Source organism: Candidatus Halocynthiibacter alkanivorans, from assembly GCF_003333265.1.
Lineage (GTDB): Bacteria > Pseudomonadota > Alphaproteobacteria > Rhodobacterales > Rhodobacteraceae > Halocyntiibacter_A > Halocyntiibacter_A alkanivorans.
The window spans coordinates 1-17330 of record NZ_QOLB01000058.1; the positions used below are offsets into that span (position 1 = coordinate 1).

Below are 17330 nucleotides of genomic sequence, written 5' to 3' on the forward strand. Positions count from 1 at the left end.
GTCCGTCCTTGTTTGCCCCTCCCTGCCCGGCCGGCGCGCGCCGGTGTGCGCCGGTGTGCGCCGCGCAACGCCATCCCGCCCCCTCAGGCCAGATGGCAGGCCCGACCGCCCGCTGCCAGTCCGACTGCCACGTGTGGCATCTCCCGAAGCGCTTGACCCGGGGCGCGGAATCGTGTGACCCATGACGCGATGGTTCCCGGCCGCAGCACCTGTGTTGTGGTCACTGGGGATGAAAAGGGAACGCGGTGCGCCTGCTACTTGGGCAACTCCGCGACTGCCCCCGCAACTGTAAGCGGCGAGCAACGCTGAAACACCACTGAAGCAGCATGTTTCGGGAAGGTTCAGCCGCGCATTGACCCGCAAGTCAGGAGACCTGCCATCGTCACTGAAACTCAACCCGGACGGGGAGTCCGGCAGGAGCAATGATGATGAAGCCGTACCACAGAGCTGACAGTCCTGCCTGCCCCCGCCCAGCGCGCGGAGGGCGTTATGGGAACTCAAACACATTTCAGCAACACACAGTTTCACAACGGAAAATTCCAAAGTGATCAGCGCATCATTCTTTGTACCGAATGCCCGCACCGCGGCGGCTTCTGCGCCCCGGGATATGCGATTCTGGCCCGGCTGCAGATGGCAGTGGCCGCCGCAGGTGACACGCTGGAGGAGAATTTCCTGATCGAAGGCACCACCAGGCTGCAAAGCTGTGCCCCGCCCTGCAGCCGCCCCTGCACCCTGGCCTGGCGGGCCAGCCGCAGCCAGACCTGGCTGTTTGGCGATGTTCCGGCAGAGACGGAAATTGAAACCCTGGTCCGCGACGCCCGCGCACCAGCCACGCCCGCTGCGACGATCATCACCGCCCACAGCCCCATCGCGCCAGCCTGACGCTGCGCCAGCCTGACGCTGCGCCGGCCCGATGCCGTGCCGGCGAGACACGACCGCCGCCAGATGTGACGCCCGTCAGATGCGACGTCACCGCCGCGCCTGGCGGAACCGGGCCGCGCCCGCGCCAGCGCGGGCGCGGCCCTCCCCCCCTTTTTAATTGCGACCTCAGCCGGGATGTCGAAACCAAAGCCAAAGCGTGCCTCAATCAGCTTCGGGGTGACCCCGGTCTGCCGCACGAGACCGTCGATCAGGGCGATGAGGCCCGGCATCCGCCTCTTGGCTCTGTCTTCGCCCTCCCCGGGAGGGCACATGTCCGGCCTCATCACAGCCCCGATCATCACGGCCGCGAAAGCGGTGCGCTGTTTGCTAATAGCGCTCTTGCCGGAACGGATGCAGATCAATCGCCGGCGTCGCGCCGCTGATCAGATCCGCCACCAGCCGCGCCGTGCCGGCGGATTGGGTCAGACCAAGATGGCCGTGGCCAAACGCATAGGTGATACGGTCACTGCCCGCCACCGTGCCAATCACTGGCAGACTGTCGGGCATCGAAGGCCGGCAGCCCATCCATTCCGTGCCGCCCCCGGTCTTCAGCGCCGGCAGAAATTTCTTCGCCTTGGTCAGCAGGGTTCTGGCACGCTGGTAATTGGGCGGCAGTTTCAGCCCGCCAAACTCAACCGCGCCGCCGACACGGATGCCATCGCCGATGCGCGACACCACAAAGCCGTGCCCTGAAAAGGTGAGCAGCGTCTTCAGGTCAAACGCCCCCGCCGGCAGGGTGGTATTATAACCGCGCTCGGCTTCCAGCGGGATGCGGTGGCCAAGGCTGCGCGCCAGTTGATGCGACCAGGCCCCGGCACAAATCACCGCGCGCCCGGTCAGAATATCGGCGCCATCACTGCGCAGGATCACCTGCTCACCCTGCTGCTGCAGCCCGGTCACATTGGCGATACCAATCTCTCCGCCCCGCGCACAAAACTCCTGCGCCAGCCGTTCAACCCAGAGCGCCGGGTCAGAGATATTGTACCAGCCCGGGGTAAAGGCGCCGTGGTCGAACTGCGGGCTGATGCCGGGCTGAATGGTGGCAATCTCCTCAGGGCTGCGCAGAAGGGAAAAGGCAATGTCGTGATCGGCGCGCACCTCCCAGCCGGGCAGGCTGGCCTCGAACTCGGCGCGACCCTCATAGAGCACCAGCTGCCCTTCGCGCCGCAGCATATCTTCGGCGCCGATATCTTTGATCCGCGCCATCAGCATGTCACGTGACAGGGCCATCAGCGCCGCCTGTGCAGACATTGAGGCGTGGTAGCGGTCCTTCCAGCTGGCCCGCCAGAAGCGCAGCATCCAGGGCGCGATCTGCAACGCATAGGCCGGCGGCACCGACAGCGGCCCCAGCGGATCCAGCAACCAGCCCGGTGCTTTGCGCATCACGCCAGGGGTCGACAGCGGCACGATCTCACTGAAGGCAAAGCCGCCGGCATTACCACGGGAGGCGCCGGCGGCGACACCTTCGCGGTCCAGCACCCGCACCTGACAGCCGCGTTCCTGCAGCGCCAGCGCCGCAGACAACCCAATTACACCGGCACCAATTACGGTCACTTCGCTGGAGCTCTGCGTCATACTTTTGTCCTGAATGTTCGGGCGGTTTTGTCTGCGCCGGATCCCCCGGGCACAGAGCGTTCAGCGCGACGTTAGGGATAAAATTTTCCGCCGTCTATAGCTGCGATACCACCGCCGTGCCGGGCGCCGGAAACTGTTGGTTTCCGGCGGTGCCGGGGCCGCTTCTGCCTACAACGGGACCGGCCCCGGCGCAGCGTCTGGTGGCAAGAGACGGGACCATTCCCGGGCCGGGGCGCTGCGCACCGCCTCCCTTCGGCGCATCCTGCACGCGAGGCCACCCCGGCCTGTCTGGCGGCTGGCCGTGCCTCAGATCCGAGCGCGAGCCATTGCGGTCACAGCGGCCAAGTCAGATCCGGACACACAAAAGATCGGGGACATATTCTGGCGGTCTTCCGACACCCACCCGGCGCGCCCGCCGGGCTCAGCTGCGGCCAGGCTGCGTGGCGGTCGCGAGCGGGGCGGCATCCTGGGCAAGCCCCTCCGCCTGGCGCATCTCCTCCGGCAGGCAAGCCGACAGAACCTCACGCAGCGGCGTGGTTTTGAACTGCGGCAGTAGCTGTCCGATCCGCACCCCCGACAGCTGATGTGGCAGCGACCACAGGTAGCGCATTTCCCGCAGTTCGCGCGCCATTTCCCACACCGGGGAGGTCAGTGAAATCAACCACCAGGGGAAGCCAACAAGCCGCAGTTTCCGGCCAAAAACAGACTCTAAACCCTGTATTAGGATCGAAACTGACAAGCTGTGACCGGGAAAGGGCACGTCTTCAAACCGGCCCAGACTCTGGCGCATTTCCATCAAATCCACCGCCGCCCGCGCCCAGTCCGGCACATAACAAAACGCGTGCATCGCCTCTGCATCTCCCGGGCTGGTCAGCTTGCCGCTTGCGATGCTGCGCATCAGCACCAGTGACATCACATCATCATGGCCCGGCGCGATGAAATCACCCGCGCGCAGCACCACGGTCTGCACGCCGGAGGCCGCGTATGCCTGCTCCATTTCGACCCTGATACGGCCCTTTTTGCTGTTTGGGCGCTGAGGTGTCTGTTCCGACCAGGGGCCGGGAGCGGTGCCGAAATTATAGACATTGCCGGGCAGGATCACCGTGGCGCCGGAGGCCTTTGCCGCCGCGATCACCTGGGCTGTGATCTGTGGAATCAGCACGGCCCAGTTGTGATAGGCGGGCGGGTTCAGCCCGTTGACGATGACATCCGCGCCCTGCGCTGCGGCACTCATGTCGCCAGCGGCACGATCATAGTGGCGCACCTTCCAGCCCGCCGCAGCAAAAGCACGGGAGGCGTGGTGACCGATCTTGCCGCTGGCGCCGAGGATCAGCACGGTTCCAGTTTCGGTGCCGGTTTCTGTACCGTTTTCTATGCTGGCTGATGCGTTCGCTGTGGGATCAGTGGCGGCGTCGGTTGGCGCAGTAATTACGTTGTTGCTCATGGGGGCTCTCCGGGTCGGTGGACGATTGGCCCTCAGTCTGCCGCCAAATCTCTCACAACAAAATTGCACAAAATGTGCGATCTGCTATTCATAATTGAATGGATATACCCCCCACCTCTCCCGACTGGACGCTGCTGCAAAGCTTTGCGGCTGTGGCGCGTCACGGTTCTCTTTCTGCTGCCGCCCGCGCGCTCGGGCACAGCCAACCCACCATTGGCCGCCATATCAAAAGCCTCGAAGTCAGCCTGGGCATGGAGCTGTTCACCCGTCAGAGTCGGGGTTTTGTCCTCACCAAATCCGGGCATTCTCTGCTGCGTTATGCCGAGCAGATGGCCGACGCGGCGGCGCAACTGTCGCTGGTGGCCGAGGGTCAGTCCGGAGATCTGAGCGGCACGGTGCGCATCACCGCCAGTTCTGTTGTCAGCTTCTATCTGCTGCCGCCGATCATCAAAGAATTGCGCGAGGCCCGGCCGGAAATCAGCATCGATCTTGTGCCGTCAAACATCAGTGAAAACCTGTTGTTCCGCGACGCCGATATCGCCATCCGAATGTTTCGTCCGACACAGCCGGATCTGATCGCCCGCCATATTGCTGACCTGCCGATGTCGATCTATGGCACGCGCTCCTATTTCGACAGCCGCCCGCTGCCCAAATCTATCGCTGATTTCATGGCGCTGGATTTTGTCGGTTACGACCGCGACGAGATGATCCTGCGCACGATGAATGAGATGGGCCTGCCGGTGGAGCGCGACTTTTTCACCACCCGCTGTGACGATCAGCTGGCCTTCTGGCAGCTGATCCGTGCCGGGTGCGGTATCGGCGCTTCGATGGATATTATTGCCGATGGCGACCCGGATATGCTGCGGCTGGACCTGGCGCTGGAGCTGCCGGATCTGCCGATGTGGCTGACCGCGCCTCAGGCGCTGCATACCGCTCCGCGCATAAGGGCGGTGTGGGATCATCTGGTGCGCGCATTAACTGCCCGCGTTTCTTGACGCAGCGGGTTCAAATCGTTACCCGAAAGCAACGGCTTTTTTACAAGGACAGCGGCGACATGAGCAATCCATCCCTTCTTATTCTTCCCGGTGACGGCATTGGTGCTGAAGTCATGGAAGAAGTGAAAAAAATTATCACCTGGTTTGGCGACAAACGCGGTCTGAATTTTGATGTCAGCGAAGATCTGGTCGGTGGCGCCGCTTATGACGCCCATGGCACACCGCTGCATGACGACACGATGGCCAAAGCCCAGGAAGTGGACGCGGTTCTGCTGGGTGCGGTCGGTGGTCCCAAATATGACGTGCTGGATTTTTCGGTAAAACCCGAGCGCGGCCTGCTGCGTCTGCGCAAAGAAATGGACCTGTTTGCCAACCTGCGCCCGGCGCAGTGTTTTGACGCGCTGGCTGATTTCTCCTCGTTGAAAAAAGACATCGTTGCTGGTCTGGATATTATGATCGTGCGCGAGCTGACCTCCGGCTCCTATTTCGGTGAGCCCCGTGGCATTTCCGATCTGCCCGATGGGCAGCGCGTGGGCATCAACACCCAGCGTTATACAACGGACGAGATCCGTCGCGTGGCGCGTGCCGCTTTTGAATTGGCGAAACGGCGCAACAACCGCGTCTGTTCGATGGAAAAAGCCAATGTGATGGAAAGCGGCATCCTGTGGCGCGAAGAAGTGATCTGGGTGCATGAGAATGAATACCCCGAGGTCGAACTGTCCCACATGTATGCCGACAATGGCGCTATGCAGCTGGTACGGGCGCCAAAACAGTTTGACGTCATCGTCACCGACAACCTGTTTGGCGACATCCTGTCTGACTGTGCGGCGATGCTGACCGGTTCACTGGGTATGCTGCCCTCCGCGTCGCTCGGTGCGCCGATGGAAAACGGCCGCCCCAAAGCGATGTATGAGCCGGTACACGGCTCCGCCCCGGACATCACCGGTCAGGGCAAAGCCAACCCCTGTGCCTGTATCCTCAGCTTTGCGATGGCGCTGCGCTACAGCTTTGATGCGGGTGAAGAGGCGACGCGTCTTGAAACCGCCGTTGAAAAAGTGCTGGCCGATGGGGTGCGCACCGCGGATCTGCTGCCGGCCGGGGACACTTCGCCGGTCTCCACCTCGCAAATGGGCGATGCGGTGATCGCGGCGCTGGACGCCAGCCTGTAAACCACGGCTGTAATTTTCGAAGGGCGTGCCATCACTGGCGCGCCCTTTTTCATTGCCGGATTGCTGTTTTCATCCCATTGTCGCAATTATATGCTGATGTGAGCGCAAACATCCGCAGCCGCGCGCCACGACACCTGCCAGACACCCGTAACACCCCGCACGAAAGGCCCTGTGATGAACTTAAAAGCCGTGCTCATCGCCCTGCTCGCATTTGCGATCTATTCAACCCATGACGTGGTGGTGAAATATCTCGGCGCGCTCTATTCGCCGTTTCAGATCATCTTTTTCACCAGCCTGCTGTCCTTTCCGCTGGTGACGCTGATGCTGGTGCGCGACCCGACCGCCGGCAATCTGCGCCCGGTACACCCCTGGTGGCTGGCGCTGCGGTCGATCTCCATGGCCACCGGGGCCACCGGCGCTTTTTACGCCTTCTCCGTGCTGCCGCTGGCGCAGACCTATGCCATCCTGTTTGCCTCACCGCTGCTGATCACCCTGCTGTCAATACCGGTGCTGGGCGAAAAGGTCGGATTGCACCGGGCGCTGGCGATCCTCATCGGGCTGGCCGGGGTGATGGTGGTGCTGCGCCCAGGCAGCAGTGAGCTCAGCCTGGGCCACCTGGCGGCGCTGATCGCGGCGCTGGCCAATGCGACCCAGTCCATCATCGTGCGTAAGATTGGCCGCGAGGAACGCCGGGTGGTGATGATGCTCTACCCGCTGGGGGCCACATTCCTCGTCATGGGCGTGGCACTGCCCTTTGTCTATGTGCCGATGCCGGTGTTTGATCTGGGTGCCATGGCCGTCGTCGCTGTGTTTGGTTTTGTCGCGGCGCTCTGCCTGGTGTTTGCTTATACCAGTGGCGAGGCTGCGGTGGTGGCACCAATGCAATATTCCCAGATCGTCTGGGCGGCGCTCTATGGGTTTTTCCTGTTTGGCGAAAACCTCGACCAGGCGACCATGATCGGGGCCGGTATCGTTATCGCCAGCGGGCTTTATATCGTCTTGCGCGAAGCCCTTGGTGGCAAATCAGAACACACGCCGGTGCTGCGCACCCGCAGCCGCAGCTATGCACCCGGCTCTTTTCGCATTTCGCAGACTCTGCGGCGCAAACCCTGAACACGCTGGAGGGGCCGCCGCCCAGCCGGCAGTACCGGCCGATGCAAACCCGGACCCCAAAAGAGAAACCGCCCGCTGCCATCTGGCGCGGGCGGTTTTAGTTTTACAGCTGAGTGCCGGAGCGCGTCAGTCTTTGCGCTGAAACGACAGCATCGCCAGCGCCAACAGGCTGGAGCCGACCATCAAGAGCAGCGAGACCGCGTTCAGCAGCGGCGTTGAGCCCTCTTTCAGCCGGTCAAACATCGCAATAGTCAGGGGCGCGTCTGAGCCCACCAGCATCAGCGTGGTGTTGAAGTTTTCAAAGCTCATCAGGAAGGCCACCACAAAGGCGCCGATCAGGGCTGAGCTCAGATAGGGGATGGTGATGGTGCGGATCGCGGTCAGCCGGGTGGCGCCGAGATTGAGCGCTGCATCTTCCAGCGTGCGGTCAAACTTCTGCAACCGCGCTGAAATCACCAGGGTGGCGATGGTGGTGATAAAGGAGAACTGTCCCAGCACCACCAGCACCAGACCGGGGCGCAGCACCTCAATGTCCCATTTCACCGCATCCCAGACCGCATTGGCCGCGGTGCTGGAAAACACCAGGATCGAAATCCCCAGCACGATGCCCGGCACCACCAGCGGCAGCAGCATCAGCACGTAAAAAATACCACGGCCACGGAACTGGTACCGGTTGAACAGGAAAGCGTTGGACAGGCCCACGGCAACGGACAGCGCCGAGACGCTCAGCCCGACAAAGACCGAGGTGCCTATGGCGCTGAGGATTGAGCGTTCGTTGAACACGCCAATCATCGGCCTCTCTGCGCCAAAGAACCAGTTCAGCGTGAAGCCTTCCCAGGGCAGCGAGGGGAATTGCCCGTCGTTAAAGGCAAACACCGCCACCACCAGCAAGGGCAGGCCCAGGTAGATGAAAAATAACGCGATATAGGCGTTATAGGTGCGGCGCACAAAGCGCGATTGTGGAATTGTTGGTATCATAACAGCGCCCTATCCCATTGTCTTTTCAAGCGTCTGACCGGTCAGGCGCAACATGCCCCATACAATCACCGAGGACAGGATCAAAAGCATGAAGCCAAAGGCCGCGCCCAGTTCCCAGTTAAAGCGTACGATGAACTGGGAATAGATCAGCTCGGTAAACCACAGGCTTTCTTTGCCGCCCAGCATGGTCGGGGTCAGGTAGTTGCCCAGACTCAGCATGAACACCACGATGCTGCCCGAAACGATGCCCGGGGTGGCATGGGGGATGATAATCTCGCGCAGGATGCTGGGACCGCTGCCGCCGAGATCATAACCGGCTTCAATCACCGCATCATCAAGGCTTTCCATCGTGGTCACCAAAGGCACCACCATGAACAGCATTGAGGTGTAGACCAGCCCGACCATGATCGCCGCGTCATTGTACAGCATCTCAACCGGACCCTGGACCAGGCCGAGGTACTGCAGCACGTTGGAGACCACACCGGTTTCGCGCAGCAGGATCATCCAGCCGAATGTACGCACCAGTTCCGACACCCAGAACGGCACCAGGCAGAGCAGGAACAGGCCAGATTTGCGCCGTCCTTTGGCGATTTTAGCGATGTAATAGGACACCGGAAACGCGATCACCAGGGTGATCACAGTGGCCATCACCGACATCAGTGCCGTGCGCACAAAGGTCCACATGTAAAGCGGTTCGCGAAAGAAGGTCAGAAAGTTCGCCGGGCTGGTTTCATAGGTTGCGACCGCGACCCGTTCGCGCAGCGCGATGAACAGCATGTTGATATGGGGAATAATGATCAGCAGTGACAGCCACAACAAGAGCGGTGTCAGCAGCAGAGCCAGGCCAAGTTTTGCCTCTGCGCGCATCAGGAGGCCTCCGCCGCAAAACAGTTGCTCTGCTCGCCCGACCAGCCGATATGCACCGCGTCGCCCCGGCTGAGCGAAGCATATTCGCCTGACTGAGGCAGGGTGACTTCGATCTCGTCGCCCTGATCGTCGCGCACCAGAATGCGGCTGGCAGCGCCGTTGAACAGCAGGCTGCTGACCTCGCCGGAAATCCGGGTGTCGAACTGATCCAGATCGCTGGCTTTGCCGGCGACAACGATCGCTTCGGGACGCACAAAACTGTCCACCGCATCGCCGACTGCGAGGCTGCGGCCGTGGCTGTTGCCGCGGATCAGCATGCCACGCTCGGTGCGCAGTTCCACTTCGCTGCCCTGAACCCGTTCCACCTTGCCACTCCAGCGGTTGGAATCGCCGACAAAACCGGCAACAAAACGCGTCTCGGGCCGGTAATACAGGTCGCGCGCACTGCCCATCTGTTCAAACTGGCCGTGGTTCATCACCGCAATCTGATCCGACATCACCAGCGCTTCGGACTGGTCATGGGTGATATAGACAAAGGTGGTGTCAAAGGCTGTCTGCAGCGCTTTCAGCTCCACTTTCATATGTTCACGCAGCTTCAGATCCAGCGCGCCAAGCGGCTCATCCAGCAGCAGCACATCGGGCTCCAGCACCATACAGCGGGCAATCGCCACACGCTGTTTCTGGCCGCCTGACAGCTCGTCAATCTTGCGGTTGCCAATGCCCGGCAGGCCGATACGCTCCAGCGCGTCGCCGACTTTGCGGTCAATTTCGGCTTTGTTCAATCCGGCGCGGCGCAGGCCATAACCGATATTGCCGGCAATGGTCATCATCGGGAACAGCGCCAGATGCTGGAACACCATATTCACAGGACGTTTGTTGGGTGCCACGTCCAGCACCGATTTGCCCTTGATCTGAATGTCGCCGCTGCTGGGCTCCAGAAAACCTGCAATCATCCGCATGATCGTGGTTTTGCCACAGCCTGATGGCCCGAGGATGGAAAAGAACGATCCCGGTGGCACCGAGAAATTTACGCTATCGACAGCTGTCGTTTCGCCGAACTGTTTTTTCAGATCGACACATTCGAGATCGGGTATCATAGGAGTTCCAGTGTGTACGCAAGCAAAAGCAGCGCCCGTCGTAACGGGCGCCGCAACAGGGGTTCAGCGAAGATTATTTCGCAGCTTTGACCCGGTCCAGAACACCACCTTCGATGGTTTCAAGACCTGCAGGCACCGGTGGGTACCATTTGATGTTGTCCACCGCGGCTGGCGAGAAGCTGGCCTGGTAGCGGGCTTTCAGCTCGTCAGAGGCAAAGGCATCCGCGCCCTGGGACGCAGTAAAGTTGCCTGCAGCCGCAGTGATCATCGCAGCGATCTCAGGCTGCATCACAAAGTTGATCCAGTCATAGGCCGCGTCATCTGCTTTGCCTTTGGCCGGCAGAACGAAGGTATCGATCCAGCCCAGAGCGCCGGCGGCAGGGGCGACAAAGGTGATATCGGCATTGTCCGCATTCAGCTTCCAGCCGCCGGTGTCCCAGGCCATAGAGGCCACAACTTCGCCGGACCGCACAAGCCCCATCAGCTCATCGCCGCCGCCCCAGTAAGTTTTCACATTGGCTTTACAGTCGATCAGCTTGGCTTCGACCTGGCCCATGATATCGGCATAGGCGGCTTCGTCGCCATACGCGGCAAACGGGTCAAGACCCATGGAAAAGGCAAAGCCGATCAGAGTTGGGCGCTTCAGACGATAAGACACTTTACCGGCAACAGCATCCGAGCAGAGATCGGTGTAATCCTGAACCGAAGGCGCTTTGGCAGTGTCGACCACCAGGCCGCTGGTGCCCCAGACATGGGGAACGCCGTAAATGTCGCCATCAACGGTGGTGTTGGCTTTGGTTGCTTCCAGCATGGAGGTGATAAACTGACCGCCGTCAATTTTGGACAGGTCCATCGGCTTATAAATGCCAAATTCAGCCTGTGGCCCGGCAATCCGGTCCTGGCTTGGTTGGGCCAGATCGAAACCGCCACCGCCGGTTGCACGCAGTTTGGCGACCATTTCTTCGTTGTTCGACTTAGTGACTTTCACCGTGTGGTCGAATTCTTTTTCGAACAGCTCAACAACGTCTGCCGGCGCGTACCCGCCCCAGGTCAGCAGTCGCAGCGTATCTGCACTTGCCGTCTGCGCCAGTGCAGCCACTGAAAATGCAACCGCAGTGGCCGCAATCTTCAGATTCTTTTGGTCAACCATATATCTAACTCCCGGTAATAACGTCCGTAATTCTGTCTGAATCCGAATCTTCGGCCACCATGAAGAGATTTTTTCAGTGGGTCAATTTCCTGATCGAAAATAAACGAATTCTTTTTCGAGCCGATTCCGTCCGGAACGAACCTATACGAAGTGATAGGGCACTACTTCCTCTGCCCGGCTTCACAGATACAGATGCATATGCAACTTTATGGCGACCGAACAACGGAGTTAATTATGGCCTACAGTTTCATGTTTTATGCCCGGGCAACCCTGACCTCTGCATTTCTGACCTTTGGCCTGAGCGCCGCTGATGCCGGCCCGCTGGCGGTTCCTCAGGGCGAAGTGATCCTGACGGTCACCGGGAATATCCATGCCACCAATGCCGGCGATACGGCGCAGTTTGATCTGGCCATGCTCCAGGACATCGACGGGACTGAAATTGCCACCACCACCATCTGGACCGACGGTGTGCAGCGGTTCAAAGGGGTTTCGCTGCTGGAACTGGTCAATGTACTTGGAGTCAGCACCGGTACGCTTCTGGCCAGCGCCATTAACGACTACACCGTCAGCATTCCGGTCACGGATGCGGTCGAAGGCGGGCCGATCATTGCCTACCTGCTCGACGGCAATACCATGTCGGTGCGCGGCAAGGGGCCGTTGTGGGTGATTTACCCGTATGATCAGAAGGCGGAGTACCGCTCTGAAGTGACCTATACCCGCAGCATCTGGCAGCTGGACCGGATTGAAGTGTCCGACTGATCTGGCGGCCTGGCTCACCACCCGGACCTGCCGCCCAAACCAGCCGCCGCTCTGCTTCGCCCTGCCCTGCCCGGCCCGTATAATCCCATTTGAGCTCCCCCACCTTTGCGGCGGGAGAGGTGTGAACATGCGGCTGGAGCAGAATGGGCCCTCAGCCGTCTTTATAATACGAACTGTAACCGTTCAGTGCCGGGGCACCACCGAGATGGGCGTAGAGCACCCGGGACCCGTCCGGGAAAAACCCCTTGGCGATCAGATCAATCATGCCCTGCATTGATTTCCCCTCATAGACCGGGTCGGTGATCATCGCCTCGCTCTGTGCAGCCAGCCGGATCGCAGCGTTGGTTTCTGCGCTGGGCACCCCGTAAGCCGGGTAGGCATAATCCGGGTTGATAAGCACGTCCGCGTCGGTAATCTCCTGGCCCAGCCCGATCAGCGCCGCAGTTTTACGGGCAATGTCGGTGACCTGGTCCCGCGTCTGCTGCACGGTGCCGGAGGCATCAATGCCAATCACCCGGTCAGCGCGGCCGTCAGCCTTAAAGCCGACCACCATGCCAGCCTGGGTCGATCCGGTCACCACACAGACCACGATATAGTCGAACTTAAAGCCCAGCTTCGCCTCTTGTGCCCGCAGTTCTTCGGCAAAACCGACATAGCCAAGCGCGCCGTATTTATGCACAGAGCCGCCGGCCGGGATGCCATACGGCACGCCGCCCTCGTCGCGCACCGACTGCATCGCCTCTTCCCAGCTCTGGCGGATGCCAATGTCAAACCCGTCCTCCACCAGCCGGCTGTCGGCCCCCATCAGCCGGGTCATCAGGATATTGCCGACCCGGTCATAGACGGCATCGTGATGGGGCACCCAGCTTTCCTGCACCAGCCGGCATTTCATGCCAATTTTGGCAGCGGCGGCAGCCACCATCCTGGTGTGGTTGGACTGTACCCCGCCGATCGACACCAGGGTGTCCGCGCCCGACGCAATCGCATCCGGGATGATGTATTCCAGTTTTCGCAGTTTGTTGCCGCCCATCGCCAGCCCCGAATTACAGTCTTCGCGTTTGGCGTAGATCTCAACTTTGCCACCACAGGCCTCGGTCAGGCGCGGCAGGTGTTCAATCGGGGTGACGCCGAATGTCAGCGGGTAGCGTTCAAATTTTTCCAGCATGTGCAGGATCTCCAGAGCTAAGTTGCCTCTGAACGCTAGGGGAAACGGTGTGAAAGGTGCTCTCTGTTTTGGCGCTGATTTTGATTCTTCGGTACTGTATCAAGAGAACAATATAAGTTATCTTCCTTTTGTGACGCCATACTTGGAAGGATCTTTCATGCCTGACATCGACCGAATCGACCGGCGCATCCTGAAACTGCTGCAAGCAGACGGTCGGCTGAGCAATGCGGAATTGGCAATAAAGGTCAATGTCAGCCCGGCCACCTGCCACCGGCGTACTCAAAGACTGTTTGAGCAGGGTATTATCTCCGGGGTTCACGCGGAAATTAATCCCAAAGCGGTGGGGCTCGGCGCGGTGGTGATGGTTGGAGTGGTGCTGGACCGCTCGACGCCGGAAAGTTTCGCCGAGTTTGAAGGCGCCATCAAAAAGCTGCCCGCAGTGTTGTCCTGCCACCTGGTCGCCGGTGATTTCGACTACCTGCTGAAAATACGGGTGAAGGACATGGAGGATTTCAACGCGCTGCACGGCAAACGGCTGATTGCGCTGCCCGGTGTGCGGCAGACCCGGACGTTCTTTGTGATGAAAGAAGTCACCGACAACAATCCGCTCGCGTTCTGAGCGGGGCTGGGCGCTAAAAAGCCCCCAGCATAACGAACTGACGCCCCTGCAGAGCAGAGGCGCCAGCATCAAATTATTTCAGCAGGTCCAGCAGAGCCTGAGCAGTGGCTTCTGAGGAGCCCGGGTTCTGCCCGGTGACCAGCTTGCCGTCGACCACCACAAAGGAGCCCCAGTCGTCGCCCTTCTCATAGGTGGCGCCATTCGCTGCCAGCATGTCTTCCAGCAGGAAAGGCACCACATCTGTCAGGCCGACAGCGGCTTCTTCCGAGTTGGAAAACGCGGTGACGCGGCGACCAGACACCAGCGGCTTGCCGTCAGCGCCCTGCGTGTGGCGGAACACGGCGGGTGCATGACAGACCGCAGCAACAGGGCGGTCAGCGGCGGCAAAAGCTTCGATCAGAGCTTTGCTGTCGCCGTCTTCAGCCAGATCCCACAGCGGGCCATGGCCGCCGGGGTAAAACACGCCGTCAAACGCAGAGGCGTCAATCTCAGCCAGAATGCGCGTGGTGGCCAGCACCTGCTGCGCGTCAGTATCGTCATTGAAACGACGGGTCGCATCGGTTTGGAAATCCTCGCCTTCGCTGCCGGGGTCCAGTGGCGGCTGGCCACCTTTTGGTGAGGCCAGGGTGATCGTCGCCCCTGCATCGCGCAGCAGGTAATAGGGCGCGGCGAATTCTTCCAGCCAGAAGCCGGTCTTTTTCCCGGTGTCGCCCAGTGCGTCGTGGGAGGTCAGTACCATCAGAATGTTCATCTTTGTGTTCCTCAGTCAGTTGTATGGTTTTGTTCAGCTTGTGGCGCCAACGCGGATCACGCGTTTGCCAAAATTCTCGCCCTTGAGCAGGCCGCCAAAGGCGTCCGGCGCATTTTCCAGACCGTCGATGATTTCTTCGCGGTATTGGATTTTGCCCTCTTTGATCCAGCCGGTCATGATGGCGGCGAATTCCGGGTAGAGTGGCGCAAAATCTTCAAAGATGATGAAGCCGCGCATGGTGATCTGTTTGCGCAGCAGCACGCCCATCAGCATGTTCATCCGGTCCGGCCCGTCGGGCAGTTTTGTCGCGTTATATTGCGACACCAGACCACAGACCGGCACCCGGGCGTTTTTGTTCAAGAGCGGCAACACCGCGTCAAACACCTTGCCACCGACATTCTCGTAATAGATGTCGATGCCATCCGGCACCGCCGCCTGCAACTGCGCTGCAAAATCATCGGCTTTGTGGTCGATGCAGACGTCAAAGCCCAGCGTGTCGACAGCAAAGGCGCATTTCTCCGCGCCGCCGGCAATACCGACCACGTGACAGCCGAGGATCTTGCCAATCTGCCCGACGGTGGCGCCAACCGGCCCGGTGGCCGCGGCCACGACCAGGGTCTCGCCCGCTTTTGGCAGACCGATTTTGGTCAGACCCGCCCAGGCGGTAAAACCAGGCATGCCCATGATGCCAAGCGCCCAGGACGCGTTTTCAGGATTGCGGCCCAGCGGGGTCACCCCGGCGCCGTCTGAGAGCGCGTAGTCCTGCCAGCCGTTAAAGCTGAGCACTTGGTCGCCCGGCACAAACCCGTCCAGATTTGAGCTGATCACCTCGGACACGGTGCCCCCAACCATCACAGCACCGATTTCCACCGGCGGCGCATAAGACGGGGCGGCGCTCATCCGGCCGCGCATATAGGGATCCAGCGACAGGTATTCTGTGCGCAGCAGCATCTCGCCAGCACCCGGCACCGGCACCGCACCGGTTTCCAGCCGCATGGTGTTTTTGTCCGGCGCGCCCTGCGGCCGCTCAGCCAGCACCAGGCTGCGGTTCACACTCTCTGTTTGAGCCATCGTAATTCTCCATCATGAATCATAGCCGTTAGACCGATCGTCTAGTGGCGGGTAAAATTTTTAGCCCGGCAACACCATCGCCCGGGTCTGCTGCATCGCGATGCGGAACGGCTCCTCATCGCGCGACAGGCTGGCCATCAGGCTGGCGCCCAGCCAGATCTGATACAGGGTCACAGCAAGGACGTCGTTGTCTTGCAGCGGCGCAATACTGCCATCCGCCGCACCTGCCCTCAGGGTCCCAGCCAGCCGTTCCACAATCGCGGCAACACCCTGCTGCAAAATGGCGCGCATGTCCGGGGACAGGTCGGCAATCTCAGCGCTTAGTTTGACCACCAGGCAGCGGTCCTCCGGCTGCGGGCTGGTCTGGTTTTGCTGCCAGCGGGCAAAGTAGGCCAGTAGCCGCGCCCGTGCATCCAGCGCGCTGTTGTCCAGCGTATGGCCCAACTCGCCTTTGTAACTGTGAACAAACGCCTTCAGCAGGGCACAGCCGTAATCCTCTTTCGAGGCGAAATAGTGGTAGAACGACCCTTTGGGCACTGAAGCGGTTTTCAGCAGTTCAGCGAGGCCTACTGCGGTATAGCCGCGCTCTGCGGTAAGCCGCCGGCCGGTCGCCAGAATATGGGTGCGTGTATCGCTCATACAGCCTATATGGGCTGGACTAGACCGATCGTCTAGAGCTGTGCGAAAAAAAGTTTCACCCGACTGGCAGAACTGCTGGCGCCTGCCTCCCCCCAACTTTCAAAAGCCTGGACATGCAGAGTTCGAAGGAATTGACTACCACTGCGTGACCGTTTGCGTACGGTTGTGCAGAAACAGTTTTGGGACTTGGGCTAAAAGTACCTTGCTAAACATGGACCGGAGAAGAAAAACCGAACTCGCTCGTAGAATCGCGGTGTTGGTCGCCGTGGCACCAGGAATTCCGACGATATTTTTCAACTTAGAGCATATATATTCCCAAACTGGGGTAATGCAGTGCTGCACGTAGCATGAGCTACTCCCCAATTGCTGGACAGTATCTGGCGTAACTTAAACTACGTTCTGCACCTGCTGACCGGGTTTGGTTGTTTCATTTCTCAGCCAACAGACCACGGCTGGTGGTTTGCTGCCAAGCGCGGAGTGAGGGCGCTTACAATTATAGAACTCCATCCATTTTCAGATGTCAGCTTTCACCTCGGGTCCGCTTTCGCAGGCATGCAGGTAAACACACTCGTATTTCATGGAACGCCAAAGACGCTCAATCACTGACGTCAGGTGATTGGAACTATCACCGTCAGGGAAGATATTGTCGACAAAGCGGCCCTTACCGTCCATTCACTGCCCGGCAGTGCATGTTTACATGCATGAGAGGGGAGATGCGGACGTTTGACCGCCGCAGCCGATCCGCCCAGGCGAAGGAGGTGAATTGCCGCCGTTGTGCATCCGCCACACCGGTTTATGCGTTTCAATTGCTTCCACAGTGTTTCCAGTGGCGACGGCGCAACGCAAAAAGCCACCCGAGGGTGGCTGGTAACGCTTTGATATGTATATGAAAGTATTGGTTGCGGGAGCAGGATTTGAACCTGCGACCTTCAGGTTATGAGCCTGACGAGCTACCGGGCTGCTCCATCCCGCGACAGGGTGGTATTGTTATCGTTTGAGAGATTATTGATATCTTTT

Annotated in this window: 16 protein-coding genes, 1 tRNA gene, 1 pseudogene and 1 riboswitch; of the genes and pseudogenes, 6 read left to right on the top strand and 12 right to left on the bottom strand. The window is 60.1% G+C overall.

The genetic code is table 11. From position 1 onward, the window contains the following. The first annotated feature begins 173 nt into the window (after positions 1 to 173). Positions 174 to 395, top strand: a riboswitch (cobalamin riboswitch). 94 nt (positions 396 to 489) lie between these two features. After that, positions 490 to 882, top strand: coding sequence for a DUF1636 family protein (locus tag DWA01_RS05060; protein ID WP_114284704.1), 393 nt, complete (start codon positions 490 to 492; stop codon positions 880 to 882). Positions 883 to 1248: 366 nt separating this feature from the next. Here DWA01_RS05060 and DWA01_RS05065 read toward each other — a convergent pair whose 3' ends face one another. Together DWA01_RS05065 and DWA01_RS05070 are read right to left on the bottom strand one after the other, a co-directional pair. Continuing rightward, complete coding sequence (locus DWA01_RS05065) at positions 1249 to 2496, bottom strand: NAD(P)/FAD-dependent oxidoreductase (protein WP_114284705.1); 1248 nt, start codon at positions 2494 to 2496, stop codon at positions 1249 to 1251. Between the two features lie 421 nt (positions 2497 to 2917). Further along, entirely contained in the window at positions 2918 to 3940 is a 1023-nt protein-coding gene (locus DWA01_RS05070) for an NAD-dependent epimerase/dehydratase family protein (protein ID WP_114284706.1), read from the bottom strand. Between the two features lie 98 nt (positions 3941 to 4038). Here DWA01_RS05070 and DWA01_RS05075 point away from each other — a divergent pair, with 98 nt between their 5' ends. The 3 genes from DWA01_RS05075 to DWA01_RS05085 all read left to right on the top strand — a co-directional run bounded on the left by DWA01_RS05075 (position 4039) and on the right by DWA01_RS05085 (position 7217). Beyond that, on the top strand, positions 4039 to 4935 hold the full coding sequence (locus DWA01_RS05075) for a LysR family transcriptional regulator (RefSeq protein ID WP_114284707.1): 897 nt from the start codon (positions 4039 to 4041) through the stop codon (positions 4933 to 4935). A gap of 59 nt (positions 4936 to 4994) precedes the next feature. After that, a complete protein-coding gene (gene leuB / locus DWA01_RS05080; RefSeq protein ID WP_114284708.1) occupies positions 4995 to 6104 on the top strand; it encodes a 3-isopropylmalate dehydrogenase in 1110 nt (369 codons plus the stop codon). A 174-nt stretch (positions 6105 to 6278) separates the two neighbouring features. Continuing rightward, positions 6279 to 7217 (top strand): DMT family transporter, encoded by a 939-nt coding sequence (locus tag DWA01_RS05085; protein ID WP_114284709.1) that lies wholly within the window; start codon positions 6279 to 6281, stop codon positions 7215 to 7217. Positions 7218 to 7343: 126 nt separating this feature from the next. Here the strand turns inward: DWA01_RS05085 and DWA01_RS05090 are convergent, their stop codons facing one another. The 4 genes from DWA01_RS05090 to DWA01_RS05105 form a co-directional block, all read right to left on the bottom strand. Further along, a complete protein-coding gene (locus DWA01_RS05090) occupies positions 7344 to 8195 on the bottom strand; it encodes an ABC transporter permease (protein WP_114284710.1) in 852 nt (283 codons plus the stop codon). A gap of 9 nt (positions 8196 to 8204) precedes the next feature. Continuing rightward, on the bottom strand, positions 8205 to 9062 hold the full coding sequence (locus DWA01_RS05095) for an ABC transporter permease (protein ID WP_114284711.1): 858 nt from the start codon (positions 9060 to 9062) through the stop codon (positions 8205 to 8207). Next, positions 9062 to 10159, bottom strand: a complete 1098-nt coding sequence (locus DWA01_RS05100) for an ABC transporter ATP-binding protein (RefSeq protein WP_114284712.1) — start codon at positions 10157 to 10159, stop codon at positions 9062 to 9064. The genes DWA01_RS05095 and DWA01_RS05100 overlap by 1 nt, the downstream gene beginning before the upstream one ends. A 73-nt stretch (positions 10160 to 10232) precedes the next feature. Beyond that, positions 10233 to 11309, bottom strand: coding sequence for an extracellular solute-binding protein (locus tag DWA01_RS05105; protein ID WP_114284714.1), 1077 nt, complete (start codon positions 11307 to 11309; stop codon positions 10233 to 10235). Between the two features lie 234 nt (positions 11310 to 11543). Between DWA01_RS05105 and DWA01_RS05110 the strand changes: the two genes are divergently transcribed. Further along, positions 11544 to 12068 carry a putative pterin-binding protein gene (locus tag DWA01_RS05110; RefSeq protein ID WP_235008426.1) on the top strand — a complete coding sequence of 175 codons (525 nt, stop codon included), beginning with the start codon at positions 11544 to 11546 and terminating at the stop codon, positions 12066 to 12068. A gap of 151 nt (positions 12069 to 12219) precedes the next feature. On the opposite strand, the gene DWA01_RS05115 is transcribed toward DWA01_RS05110, so the two are convergent. After that, positions 12220 to 13233, bottom strand: a complete 1014-nt coding sequence (locus DWA01_RS05115; protein ID WP_235008427.1) for a 1-aminocyclopropane-1-carboxylate deaminase — start codon at positions 13231 to 13233, stop codon at positions 12220 to 12222. 157 nt (positions 13234 to 13390) lie between these two features. Between DWA01_RS05115 and DWA01_RS05120 the strand changes: the two genes are divergently transcribed. Continuing rightward, positions 13391 to 13852 carry an Lrp/AsnC family transcriptional regulator gene (locus DWA01_RS05120; RefSeq protein ID WP_114284726.1) on the top strand — a complete coding sequence of 154 codons (462 nt, stop codon included), beginning with the start codon at positions 13391 to 13393 and terminating at the stop codon, positions 13850 to 13852. A gap of 73 nt (positions 13853 to 13925) precedes the next feature. Here DWA01_RS05120 and DWA01_RS05125 read toward each other — a convergent pair whose 3' ends face one another. From DWA01_RS05125 to DWA01_RS05140, 5 genes and pseudogenes are all read right to left on the bottom strand, one after another. Then, complete coding sequence (locus DWA01_RS05125) at positions 13926 to 14603, bottom strand: type 1 glutamine amidotransferase domain-containing protein (RefSeq protein WP_114284718.1); 678 nt, start codon at positions 14601 to 14603, stop codon at positions 13926 to 13928. A gap of 33 nt (positions 14604 to 14636) precedes the next feature. Further along, positions 14637 to 15674: an NADP-dependent oxidoreductase gene (locus DWA01_RS05130; protein WP_114284720.1), complete on the bottom strand. Its 1038-nt coding sequence runs from the start codon at positions 15672 to 15674 to the stop codon at positions 14637 to 14639. Positions 15675 to 15734: 60 nt separating this feature from the next. After that, entirely contained in the window at positions 15735 to 16313 is a 579-nt protein-coding gene (locus DWA01_RS05135) for a TetR/AcrR family transcriptional regulator (protein WP_114284722.1), read from the bottom strand. A gap of 387 nt (positions 16314 to 16700) precedes the next feature. Further along, positions 16701 to 16985 (bottom strand): annotated as a pseudogene (locus DWA01_RS23430) (integrase core domain-containing protein); the annotation flags it as partial. Positions 16986 to 17209: 224 nt separating this feature from the next. Next, positions 17210 to 17286, bottom strand: a tRNA-Met gene (locus DWA01_RS05140). Positions 17287 to 17330 lie beyond the last annotated feature (44 nt).

Coding starts and splice junctions, on each gene's coding strand:
- DWA01_RS05060 (WP_114284704.1), top strand. CDS start 490: ATGGGAACTCAAACACATTTCAGCAACACACAGTTTCACAACGGAAAA.
- DWA01_RS05065 (WP_114284705.1), bottom strand. CDS start 2,496: ATGACGCAGAGCTCCAGCGAAGTGACCGTAATTGGTGCCGGTGTAATT.
- DWA01_RS05070 (WP_114284706.1), bottom strand. CDS start 3,940: ATGAGCAACAACGTAATTACTGCGCCAACCGACGCCGCCACTGATCCC.
- DWA01_RS05075 (WP_114284707.1), top strand. CDS start 4,039: ATGGATATACCCCCCACCTCTCCCGACTGGACGCTGCTGCAAAGCTTT.
- leuB (WP_114284708.1), top strand. CDS start 4,995: ATGAGCAATCCATCCCTTCTTATTCTTCCCGGTGACGGCATTGGTGCT.
- DWA01_RS05085 (WP_114284709.1), top strand. CDS start 6,279: ATGAACTTAAAAGCCGTGCTCATCGCCCTGCTCGCATTTGCGATCTAT.
- DWA01_RS05090 (WP_114284710.1), bottom strand. CDS start 8,195: ATGATACCAACAATTCCACAATCGCGCTTTGTGCGCCGCACCTATAAC.
- DWA01_RS05095 (WP_114284711.1), bottom strand. CDS start 9,062: ATGCGCGCAGAGGCAAAACTTGGCCTGGCTCTGCTGCTGACACCGCTC.
- DWA01_RS05100 (WP_114284712.1), bottom strand. CDS start 10,159: ATGATACCCGATCTCGAATGTGTCGATCTGAAAAAACAGTTCGGCGAA.
- DWA01_RS05105 (WP_114284714.1), bottom strand. CDS start 11,309: ATGGTTGACCAAAAGAATCTGAAGATTGCGGCCACTGCGGTTGCATTT.
- DWA01_RS05110 (WP_235008426.1), top strand. CDS start 11,544: ATGGCCTACAGTTTCATGTTTTATGCCCGGGCAACCCTGACCTCTGCA.
- DWA01_RS05115 (WP_235008427.1), bottom strand. CDS start 13,233: ATGCTGGAAAAATTTGAACGCTACCCGCTGACATTCGGCGTCACCCCG.
- DWA01_RS05120 (WP_114284726.1), top strand. CDS start 13,391: ATGCCTGACATCGACCGAATCGACCGGCGCATCCTGAAACTGCTGCAA.
- DWA01_RS05125 (WP_114284718.1), bottom strand. CDS start 14,603: ATGAACATTCTGATGGTACTGACCTCCCACGACGCACTGGGCGACACC.
- DWA01_RS05130 (WP_114284720.1), bottom strand. CDS start 15,674: ATGGCTCAAACAGAGAGTGTGAACCGCAGCCTGGTGCTGGCTGAGCGG.
- DWA01_RS05135 (WP_114284722.1), bottom strand. CDS start 16,313: ATGAGCGATACACGCACCCATATTCTGGCGACCGGCCGGCGGCTTACC.